The following is an 11,177-nucleotide window of genomic DNA, read 5'->3' on the forward strand; positions in this document are numbered from 1 at the left end:
GACCTCTACACTTCGAATCAAAGCATCTCAAATTAGCCTATACCTTAAAAGCAAAAATCCCCATAAATACATGATTTCAATTGCTTTGAATCAAAGCATACTTTTGGACATTTTTTTGACTTTGATTCGAAGTAAAATAGAGCTTTATAGCATTAAAAGCTTATCCCATCATAAGAGGTCTACAAAAAAACACCTTAAACGTAATGTTTTGTAGACCTAAATCTTGTCTACTTAACTCATTAGGTCTACAATTTAACACCAATAAAGTAATAATTCGTAGACCATTATGAGAAAAAAAGAAAAATTACTGTCCGCACTATCTCATGCTACTAAAGCCGGTGGAGGTGTTCATACGGCTACGGAGATAGCATTTATGCTAGGCGAAAAACATACACCTGCTTTTACAAAGTTTCTTACAGATTGCGTACGAAAAGGTGTGTTACGAAGAGTTGCAGCGGGTATTTTTGAAAGTACCATTACTCCTCCAGATGGATCCACGGCAATTTACAAGGTTGTAAATAAGCTCAGAGGAGACGTACTTAACTATATCAGCCTAGAGAGCCAACTTAGCTATACAGGCGATATTTCACAAATTGTTATGGACAGACTCACTGTGATGACAAAAGGTAGAAGTGGTATTTTTCCGACACCTTATGGCCTCATTGAGTTTACACATACAAAAAAAACGATCGAGACAATCGCTCCTAATATTTATTTCGATTCAGATATAAAAATGTATCGGGCCAAAACAACCCAAGCTCTTATTGATTTAAAAAACTGTAATCGAAATCTGCACATGCTGGAGGCATAACATGCTAAAAGAAGTCATAAAGCAAATTGTTAACACCAATCCTGAGTATGCAGGGATAACACCTGTTATAGAAAAAGAAATATTGCACCATGATATTATGGCGGTCATGGTAAAACAGGGGGTTATGCAATCACTGACTTTTATTGGCGGCACATCACTTCGCTTATGTCACAACAGCTCTCGATTGTCTGAGGATTTAGACTTTAATGGAGGGCATGACTTTAAACCTGATGATTTTGATGGTCTGGAAGTCGAGATTCAAAAGTACATACAAAAAAAATATGAAACAGAAGTCTGGGTAAATAAGCCGAACCAAGACAAACAAGGAGACACATCTTCTTGGAAAATTAGTATCGAAAAAGAAGCCAACCGCCCTGATCTACCACGTCAAAAAATGCATATCGACATTTGTGCTATCCCTTCTTTCGACATTGAGAGAAGACCACTGATAAATCATTACGATGTCGTCGTTCCAACAGAAGGACTTTTGATCCCAGTACAGTCGTTAGAAGAAACCTTGGCAGATAAATTCATTGCTCTAGCATACCGTTCCAGACGTATTAAACCTCGTGATGTTTGGGATATTCTTTGGATCAAGCAAAGAGGTATTGACGTATCCATAGAGCTGATCAGCAAAAAACTTGCAGCAAGAGAAAAAACAAAATCTCACCTCATAGAATCGCTTAGCCTTCAGGTCGAAAAATTACTCAACGAAGAAGAGGTAAAAGCCGACTTCAACAACGAAATGAGCCGTTTCATTCCAAGCCAAATTAAAGCTCGAACAATTGATAACCCAGAATATTGGCAATACGTGCAACTTGAAATTAAAAGCATGACAGACCTGATACTCAAACCTGATTTACAGACAAAGAAATTTGATATGGGACTTTAAACGCCGAAAAAAGAAACTCTTAAGTTGCCTTAAATAAAAATAGCAACTAATATGTTTCTATATATTAAAAAACAACTTATTAGTTTCCTTATGATAAACCTACTACAGCAAATCAAACATCGCCGTTTAGCACTGAAACTCAAGCAGAATGACATGCTAATGCGTGTTGGCATTTCTAGGCAGCAGTACCAACGGCTTGAAGCAAAAGGCAATCCAAGACTCGATACGCTTGAACTGATTGCCAAGGGTCTCAATAGCGACGTCATGCTGATTCCAAAAGAAAAGCTGAATGCTGTTTTAGCTGTTCTTGAAAGTGGTGGTAACAACGCATCTTTCCCGCACAAACAGCCTGATCATTCTGATGAACAAAAAAAACTATCGGATGATCCATGGAAAGGGTTATTAGAAGATGGAGACGAAAATGACAACAGAAATTAGTGTTCTTAAGTTGACATTACATGGCCATCTAGTGGGGTATTTGGCAGGGGCAAAGAATGGACGTAATCTTCTTCATTTTGCTGAAAGCTTTCAATCTAGTACAGCTCGCCCTACTTTTAGCTTAACCACCCATCCAAATTTTCCACGTGCCGATAAAATGCTATCTGAGCCATGGGCGACAAACCAACGTCTGCACCCTATTTTGTCCAATCTATTGCCTGAAGGTTCTTTGCGAGAGCTGATCGCTCAAGGACTCAAAACCCATGTTGATAATGAGTTTCATATTTTGTCTTATCTGGGCATGGATTTACCGGGCGCATTAGTCGCTGAACCGATGGAGCCTGAAGATGTTCCTCTACATTTATTCTCATCTCATGGCCAACTAAAAGCGGTTAAATTCGACAAACTAAGCCAAGAGAACAAGTTTTCCTTGGCTGGTGTTCAAATGAAGTTTTCCATGACGGAAAAAGACGGTCGATATAATTTGTCGAAAGACAATGTGCTTGGCGATTGGATTGTGAAAACACCCTCCACTAAACACAAAGAAGTGCCCGCCAATGAGTTTACTGCCATGACTCTCGCTTCTCTCATTGGCGTGGATATTCCTGAAATAAAATTGGTCGAGATAGACCAATTAGACAACCTTCCTCAAATCAACCTTCCGGATGAAAAATTAGCTTTCGCCATAAAACGGTTTGATCGGCGTGACGACCAACGCATTCACATGGAAGACTTTGCTCAAGTTCTTGTGAAGTACCCACATGAAAAATACAGTTCTGGCAACTACGAACAAATAGCAAAAATCCTGTATCAGTTTTCTGGTAATGGTTTAAGTGATGTCCAGCAACTTGCTCGTCGTATACTCACCAACATCCTATTAGCAAACGGCGACGCCCATTTGAAAAACTGGAGCTTACTGTATACAGATCAAGTCACACCCAGACTTTCCCCCGCTTACGACATAGTCACCACCAGTGTTTATATTAAAAGCGAGCAACACTTTGCCCTTAATCTAGCTAAGACAAAAGCTTGGTACGATGTCTCATATAAGCACTTTGAACATTGGGCTACTAAATCAGATATTCCATGGCGAGCGATCAAACCGCATCTGGATGATGTGATGAAAAAAGCGAGAAGCCTTTGGCCTGAGGCTTTAAAAAACCTACCGATGAATGAAGAGCACAAACAACAGCTAAAAGCGCATTGGCAGAAACTTCATAAAGATTTTCGAGTTTAATACTGTATAGCAAAGTCTAATAAATCCAGATTAATCATATTCTTTATAGACATATAGATAGGGATATATACCGAAGTATGAGAATTGAACGTCTATTGTACTTAGACATAAAAAGACCCCCAGTAATTGGATAGTCCAACTATTGGGGGTCACTTCATAGCTCGGCTTTTTCCTTTCAGCTTGATAACCTGTTGGATTTGATGGATTTATCGTTTATCAATATTGTTGATAAACTGTCATCGTTCCTTTTTGGCTAAACTGAATCACATTAAAATCTTTGTATTGCTGACCTTTTTCAGCCATGCCAGGAGAATACCTTGGCATTCCAGACACAGCCAACCCTGATACATTTTCAGGTTTCTCAAGTATTAAACGTGCCACATCTTGTTCTGGCACATGCCCTTCAATTAAGTAACCGTCGATAACAGCGGTGTGACACGATTGTAGTTGCATGGGCAGACCCGCATCTTTCTTTAAAGAGGACCAGTCTTCTGTGTGATGATAATTAACGGTATACCCTTCTGCCTCCATTAGCTCACCCCATTTAACACAACAACCACATGCCGGAGACTTATAGAGATCTATTATAGGTTGTGCAAACACGCTAGCACTTACTAACGTTAAGATTGAAGTTGCAATGATTTTATTGAATACCTTCATATTTTCACCTCTTTCAAAATTAGCTATTTACTATTAATTTGGCTATCTGATAATTTTACCGCACGCAACCTTAAAGCATTTAGTATGACACTCACCGAGGAGAGCGACATAGCTACAGCGGCAAAAATAGGCGATAAAAGAATACCTGTAAATGGATAAAGTACCCCTGCCGCAATCGGTACACCTGCCATGTTATAAACGAATGCGAAGAACAGATTCTGTCGAATATTACGCATGGTTGCCAGGGATAATCGCCGTGCCTCCACGATGCCCATCAGATCGCCACGTAATAGAGTAATACCCGCACTTTCGATAGCCACGTCGGTTCCTGTCCCCATGGCAATACCTACATCTGCGGTTGCCAAGGCTGGCGCATCATTAACACCATCACCAGCCATAACAACAACACGACCCTCATTTTTAAGCTGTTGAATAACATTGCCTTTATCTTCCGGCAATACTTCTGCCTTCACTTCATCAATGTGGAGTTTTCGAGCTACAGCTTCGGCAGAGGTACGATTATCTCCGGTCAGCATCACCACACGAATCCCTTCATTCTGCAGAGCGGCTATTGCCGCTTTAGTGGTGTCCTTGATCGGGTCTGCAATCGCCAGCAAACCACAAACCTTTCCATCAACTGCGGCAAAAATTACTGTTGCACCGTCCTCTCGAAGTTGATTGGCTTCTTCCTCAAAGGCGGATGTATCAACATTTTCTGACTGCATTAACAATCGATTACCAAGCAGAACCCTTTTTCCATCGACTTCACCAGTAACGCCTTTGCCGTTTGGAGAGTCGAAATCTATGGCGTCTGGTAATGTTAGGTTCATTGTTTTAGCTTTATCCAAAATAGCATGTGCCAAAGGGTGCTCGCTGCCCTTTTCAAGGCTACCGGAATAACGCATCAAGTCCTCATCGCTGAAACCATTTGCCGAGACCAGCTTTGTCACCTGAGGTTTACCCTCTGTTAAAGTCCCGGTTTTATCCACTACCACTGTGTCTACTTTCTCCATCCGCTCTAACGCCTCGGCATCTCGTATCAAGACACCAACCTGAGCACCACGACCGACACCGACCATGATAGACATAGGCGTCGCCAGACCAAGCGCACAGGGACATGCAATAATCAGCACACTCACAGCGGCAATCAGACCAAAGGCCATGGGCGGCGTTGGACCGACGATAGACCAGACCCCGAACGCAATGATAGAGACCAGCAGAACAACTGGGACGAACCAACCAGCCATTTTGTCAGCCATTCCCTGAATAGGCGCACGACTTCGCTGCGCACTGGCGACCATCTGGACGATCTGAGATAGCATTGTGTCTCGTCCGACTTTGTCGGCTCGTAAAATAAAACTGCCTTGCTGATTTATGCTACCACCAATTACCTGATCTCCAGTTTTCTTAGTAATAGCCAAGGGTTCACCAGTGACCATGGATTCATCAACGTTGGAACTACCCTCAAGCACTTCGCCATCTAGAGGCACCTTATCGCCTGGCCGAACTCGCAATCGATCACCAACCTTTATTTGATCGAGCGACACATCAGACTCACTACCGTCATCGTCCAGTTTTCTTGCCGTGGCTGGAGCCAGATCTAATAGGGCTTTGATAGCCCCAGAGGTTTTTTCTCGAGCTTGGAGTTCAAGTACCTGTCCCAGCAACACTAGTACAACAATGACAGCGGACGCCTCGAAGTACACTGCGACCGAGCCATCGTCCGCGTGAAAAGCGTCAGGAAATATCTGCGGAGCCAAGGTCGCGACAAGACTGTACAACAGAGAGACGCCCGTACCGATGGCAATAAGTGTGAACATATTAAGATTGCGACTGAGTACTGATTTCCAACCACGTACAAAGAATGGAAGACCACACCAAACGACCACTGGCGTCGCTAAAACTAACTGAATCCAGTTGGATGTTTGTGGCGACACAATGTGGTCAATATTAAAAAGATGACCTCCCATTTCGATCAAAAAAACCGGAAGAGCAAGGGCCAAACCAATCCAGAATCGACGAGTCATGTAAGCAAGTTCTTCGGAAGGGCCGTCGTCGAGGCTTACCGCCTCAGGTTCAAGCGACATGCCACAAATTGGGCATTCACCCGGGCCTTGTTGACGAATTTCTGGATGCATAGGACAGGTAAACATGGTTCCGGATGCAACCGACTCTGTCTGCTCATTTTCTTCACTGAGATACTTTTCTGGATTATTATCGAACTTCGACTGACAACCGGAAGAACAGAAATACCAAGTTTTTCCGGCATGCTGACTGCTATAATCTGCAGTTTGGGGATCCACTGACATTTTGCACACAGGGTCATGTACACCGTGGCTTTTATGTTCATGATGATTCGAATGCTCACTCATCCTGTGCTCCTTTTTTACTCGCAGGCCAGTCAGAAAAAGCAATAAAATACAACAAAACCAGATTGACCATTGGAACCAGTATCAGCAACCCCAGCCAACCAGAATATCCAGCTCGCTGGCATATTCGATAGACAGGTACAACAACTAAAATAGCAACAACCAACATCCACAACCAGTGACCTGCCCACATAGTGCTACCAAACATACTTTCGTTCATCATGGTATTGTCCTTTCTTTCTATATCGTAGAAATTAATGGTGATGCAAATGAGACTTTTATCTTTCGTCTCATCGACCACCCCTTTTATTTCTTGTTAAAAAGTTTAAAACCAAGCCGTTACGCCAATGACAAACTGAGAGTTGCTAATGCTATCTCCATTATCACGAGCAAGATCAGCCGTAGCACCGAGCTTTTTACTCCAGTCTATACCTATATAAGGTGCAAACTTACGTGTTATTTCATACTTTAGTCGAAGGCCTGCATTGATATCAGTAAGACCAGCACCCATGCTTAACTCGTCATCACTCTTACCATAGGCGTTCATTTCAAATTCAGGCGTTAATATCAGTTTTTGAGTGATTAACCATTCCTGTTCGATGCTTAAACGAATGGAGGTTTGCCCTTTTTCTCCAACAAAGAAAGCACCGTCAATGTCGAAAAAATACGGAGCCAAACCTTGGAAACCAAGCACCAACCAATCACGAGATGGGGACGGTTTAATATCTCGCCTTACGCCCATCTGCATATCCCAATACGGCGCTACGGCATGACTGTATAGAGCCTGTACTTCTAGGTCCTGGTCGTCACTATTCTGGTATTCACCTGACGTTTTAAGCCAGATTTTATCCATATCATAACCAACCCATGCTTGAAAACTAAAGCTGATTGGATCGTCTGACTCAAGGCCTTTTTCTAATTGGTCGATGGCGACATAACTTAATAAAGGGTCATCTTCCGCACCTGCATAAGACAAAGAGCTCATAACAGAAGCCGTTGCCATCACTAATGTAAAGCCTAGTGAATTAAAGTTTTTCATTTATTACTCTCCTTATTTGATGACCACTTTTCTAAACATGCCAGGCATGTGATATAGCAAATGGCAGTGATATGCCCATTGCCCCAAGGCGTCTGCGGTGACTAAATAGCTGATTTTTGAACCAGGCTGAACCATCACAGTATGCTTACGTGGAATGTAATCAGGGTCTCCTGTTTCTAACTCGCTCCATACACCATGTAGATGCATGGGATGAATCATCATGGTGTCGTTCACCAAGGTAATTCGCACTCTTTCGTTATACGCCAATTCAAGTGGAGCGGAATCAGCAAAATTGATTCCATTAATTGACCACATATAACGATTCATATTGCCCGTTAGATGCAGCTGGATTTCTCGAGTGGGTTGACGTTTATCATGAGTAGGATGCAAGCCTTTTAGGTCTGCGTAGGTCAGTACTTTACGGTTATAGTTCGCTTGATGATCCCTTAAGCCAATACCTGGGTCGTTAAGGCCGCTTTGAGGCATGCCTGATTGCATGTCTACTTGAGGACCATTTTCTGAATCTAGATGCTTAATCTCATTGTCACTGCCGTAACCTGCTAAACCTAAAGTAGGCATAACCATACTTGGCTGACTGAGATCCATCCCTTCCATGCCAGTCATTGAGCCTGAACCCATTGCCATTTTGCTGTGATCCATGCCTTCCATGCCAGCCATTGAGCCTGAGCCCATTGCCATTTTGCTGTGGTCCATGCCTTCCATGCCCGACATAGAGTCTGAACCCATTGCCATTTTACTGTGGTCCATGCCTTCCATGCCCGGCATAGAGTCTGAACCCATCGCCATTTTACTGTGTTCCATGCCTTCCATGCCCGACATAGAGGCCGAACCCATCGCCATTTTACTGTGGACCATGCCTTCCATGCCCTACATAGCGTCCGAACCCATCGCCATTTTGCTGTGGTCCATGCCTTCCATGCCCGACATAGAGTCCGAACCCATCGCCATTTTACTGTGGTCCATGCCCTCCATATTCATGCCCATATCGCCATGCCCTAAGATCGGCATAGGGTCCATATCAGGGATTTTGGCCGTGAACATTTCATCTGACGTGAAGTTACCAACGGTATAACCAGAACGGTCAATGCTCTGAACGAAAATACAATAAGCATCCTCCATCTTCGGCTCGACTATCACATCGTACGTTTCCGCAACACCAATTCGAAATTCATCGATGGTAACAGGCTGAACATTTTGTCCATCACTCGCTACCACGGTCATTTTTAAACCTGGAATTCGCACATCAAATATCGTCATCGCAGAGCTATTAATAAAGCGAAGACGAACTTTTTCTCCTTGTTTAAAGAGTGCTTGCCAAGGTTGTGCCGGTGGGTTCCCATTCATTAAATACGTATAGGTGGCGCCCGTGACATCAGAAATATCTCGGTCACTCATACGTTCCTGATTCCACATGGAGCGAGCTCTCCATGTGTTCACCAACCCTTGTTTTTTGATATCAGAAAACAAATCAGACATCGTTCTTTCACTGTAATTGTAATAGTCTGATTGCTTCTTTAAATTCGCATATATCGTTTCAGGCGCCTCATCCGACCAGTCCGACAGCATGATGACATGCTCCCGATCAAACACAACAGGGTCTGCTTCTTTAGGGTCTATAACAATCGCGCCATACACTCCCGTTTGTTCTTGAAAACCTGAATGACTGTGATACCAATAGGTACCACTTTGCTTAACTGGAAATTTATATTCGAATGTTTCTCCCGGTTTGATGCCCGCAAAACTAAGGCCAGGAACGCCATCCATTTCTGTCGGTAAAATCATCCCATGCCAGTGCAAAGAGCTGTCATGATCAAGATTGTTTTTTACTCTTAGCGTGACCGTTTCACCTTCTTTCCAGCGTAACAAGGGTCCGGGAAACAGTTGATTAATGACCGTTGCTCTAGCAGGCGTTCCCGTAAAATTAACGGTTTTATAATCAATGCTTAAATCAAAAACTTTCCCAGATAACTGAGTTAAAGATTGGCCAATGGCACTTGCTAGTGCATTTTTTGAAAACGGAATGGTAGTTAAAGCCAGCATGGCAGAAGCACCAAATACAAACTGACGACGGCTAAGCACTGTACCGCTCGATGATTTGTTCTGCTCTTCGTGTGAAGGTTTGAATACTGTCATAAACTGAACTCCCTTAATCTAATTAAACCCACAACACCTGTTTGCAGGTGCAACCAAATAATGTAATGAATAAAAGACATAATTGTCTCCAACAATGTTCTTGAGAAGATCCAATACAGGCATTATCCCTGTAGTGGATAAAAGGTTAATAATAGAAAATAACGGTTAGTGACCTTGGAGCGTCCGACAAAACGACGGATTCATCCAAAGATTAAGAAAGTATCGGAGGGCGATATAAAGAAGAGCTATTCAACGGTGGCTCTTGTTGAACTAGATGAGCACTACTCTGACTCAGTTGAGAGCCGTAATAAATCCACTGACGATCAATGATCGCGGCCATCGACATGCAAACGCTCATCGGACACGAGCTTTTGTCTTTGCAACAATCTAACGCATTCGTGACCGGCAATATTTGAACATACTGATCTGTGTGTGTTTCAACAGACGCGTTGTGCAACGAAGCCTTATGATCGACCATCGAGCCATAAGTAGCAGTAGCAGTAAGTTGCATTGAGTGATATGCCATTGGACCAGCCACAGAAGTCATTGTCTGGCTAACAAACACGAGCAAAACAAATATAATGATAACGATTTTATTTTGTCTCATTATTCTTCCCCCAATCAACTTTCACCCCAAACAACATCACTTTAAATACACCTCTAATTAATGCATTGGAGGACCAACAAACGTCGTAAATATCGCCGTGACCACCAAAATAGAAGAAGCGATCATTTTTTCCATTAAAATAGATTTTTGAATAAGAAATGTATTACCGCGTTTCAGTATTAACGGCACAAGATGTAATTTATGGTATGCCGCCATCACCAGAATAACAACGACCAAAGCAAGTTTCACCAACAACCAGAAACCATAGTCTGACGAGAATAAGTCTTGCCATCCTGTCAGAACATAGCTCATCCATGCTCCACAGATAATCAAAATCAAAACAGCAACCGCTGCAAGTTCGCCAAAACGCTCTAAGATTCGATTAGATTCCTGGTGCGTGGATTTTCGCGCAACCAACCACAAAGGGAATAGCAACCCTAACCACCAAGCAGCAATCAAGATATGAGTAAAGAATATAATTTGATAATACCAAGCTTGCTCTGTCGCATGACCCGTGAATGAAAACGAATAAATCAAACTGGCTATGCCCAAGGAAGCGACCATTAATGCAAGGCGTGAAAATGGCCACAGACTGAAGGCACGATCCGACCCAAGGGTAAATGACGCTATGATCACCAAGCAATAACCAATCACATTAGCGATTAAGGTACTGCCCGCAGGCGAATCCCAATAGATAGAGACCATCATAGGGTCAAACATGAGCGATAGACCCTCTTCCATCGCCCCACCAACGAGGATAAAAAAATAAGCTATTGTCGCCACTAAACCAATCAACGCACCTCCTCGTACGTACCTTTTTATACTACTCAATAAAGCAGACTGATGACGCAACAAACAAAATGCAAATAGCCCACCTACAACGCTTGATATACCAAAATACAATAACCAACGTGTCAATAATTGCGCGATTTCCCAGTTCGTTAACATCATACAGCCCCTTTTTTATAAA

Annotated in this window: 12 protein-coding genes; 4 read left to right on the plus strand and 8 right to left on the minus strand. The window is 42.7% G+C overall.

From position 1 onward, the window contains the following. Positions 1-286: 286 nt before the first annotated feature. The 4 genes from abiEi to D104_RS33190 all read left to right on the plus strand — a co-directional run bounded on the left by abiEi (position 287) and on the right by D104_RS33190 (position 3,378). Entirely contained in the window at positions 287-811 is a 525-nt protein-coding gene (abiEi, locus tag D104_RS33175) for a type IV toxin-antitoxin system AbiEi family antitoxin (protein ID WP_024024980.1), read from the plus strand. A gap of 1 nt (position 812) precedes the next feature. Beyond that, a complete protein-coding gene (locus D104_RS33180) occupies positions 813-1,703 on the plus strand; it encodes a nucleotidyl transferase AbiEii/AbiGii toxin family protein (protein WP_024024981.1) in 891 nt (296 codons plus the stop codon). A 90-nt stretch (positions 1,704-1,793) separates the two neighbouring features. Then, a complete protein-coding gene (locus D104_RS33185) occupies positions 1,794-2,141 on the plus strand; it encodes a helix-turn-helix transcriptional regulator (protein ID WP_031215201.1) in 348 nt (115 codons plus the stop codon). Further along, on the plus strand, positions 2,125-3,378 hold the full coding sequence (locus tag D104_RS33190) for a type II toxin-antitoxin system HipA family toxin (protein ID WP_024024983.1): 1,254 nt from the start codon (positions 2,125-2,127) through the stop codon (positions 3,376-3,378). Before D104_RS33185 ends, D104_RS33190 begins: the two co-directional genes overlap by 17 nt. A gap of 216 nt (positions 3,379-3,594) precedes the next feature. On the opposite strand, the gene D104_RS33195 is transcribed toward D104_RS33190, so the two are convergent. The 8 genes from D104_RS33195 to D104_RS33220 form a co-directional block, all read right to left on the minus strand. Continuing rightward, on the minus strand, positions 3,595-4,038 hold the full coding sequence (locus D104_RS33195) for a DUF411 domain-containing protein (protein ID WP_024024984.1): 444 nt from the start codon (positions 4,036-4,038) through the stop codon (positions 3,595-3,597). A 23-nt stretch (positions 4,039-4,061) separates the two neighbouring features. Then, positions 4,062-6,410 carry a heavy metal translocating P-type ATPase gene (locus D104_RS33200; RefSeq protein ID WP_024024985.1) on the minus strand — a complete coding sequence of 783 codons (2,349 nt, stop codon included), beginning with the start codon at positions 6,408-6,410 and terminating at the stop codon, positions 4,062-4,064. Next, on the minus strand, positions 6,403-6,630 hold the full coding sequence (locus tag D104_RS0119040) for a hypothetical protein (protein ID WP_031215207.1): 228 nt from the start codon (positions 6,628-6,630) through the stop codon (positions 6,403-6,405). Before D104_RS0119040 ends, D104_RS33200 begins: the two co-directional genes overlap by 8 nt. A gap of 102 nt (positions 6,631-6,732) precedes the next feature. Beyond that, on the minus strand, positions 6,733-7,446 hold the full coding sequence (locus D104_RS33205; RefSeq protein WP_024024987.1) for a copper resistance protein B: 714 nt from the start codon (positions 7,444-7,446) through the stop codon (positions 6,733-6,735). Positions 7,447-7,458: 12 nt separating this feature from the next. Beyond that, positions 7,459-8,322 carry a multicopper oxidase domain-containing protein gene (locus tag D104_RS37660; protein ID WP_327026394.1) on the minus strand — a complete coding sequence of 288 codons (864 nt, stop codon included), beginning with the start codon at positions 8,320-8,322 and terminating at the stop codon, positions 7,459-7,461. A 12-nt stretch (positions 8,323-8,334) separates the two neighbouring features. Next, on the minus strand, positions 8,335-9,600 hold the full coding sequence (locus D104_RS37500) for a copper resistance system multicopper oxidase (RefSeq protein WP_200866770.1): 1,266 nt from the start codon (positions 9,598-9,600) through the stop codon (positions 8,335-8,337). Between the two features lie 211 nt (positions 9,601-9,811). Then, positions 9,812-10,207, minus strand: coding sequence for a hypothetical protein (locus tag D104_RS33215; protein ID WP_024024988.1), 396 nt, complete (start codon positions 10,205-10,207; stop codon positions 9,812-9,814). 57 nt (positions 10,208-10,264) lie between these two features. Next, positions 10,265-11,158, minus strand: a complete 894-nt coding sequence (locus D104_RS33220; RefSeq protein ID WP_024024989.1) for a copper resistance D family protein — start codon at positions 11,156-11,158, stop codon at positions 10,265-10,267. Positions 11,159-11,177 lie beyond the last annotated feature (19 nt).

This window comes from Marinomonas profundimaris (assembly GCF_000508165.1).
Taxonomy (GTDB): domain Bacteria; phylum Pseudomonadota; class Gammaproteobacteria; order Pseudomonadales; family Marinomonadaceae; genus Marinomonas; species Marinomonas profundimaris.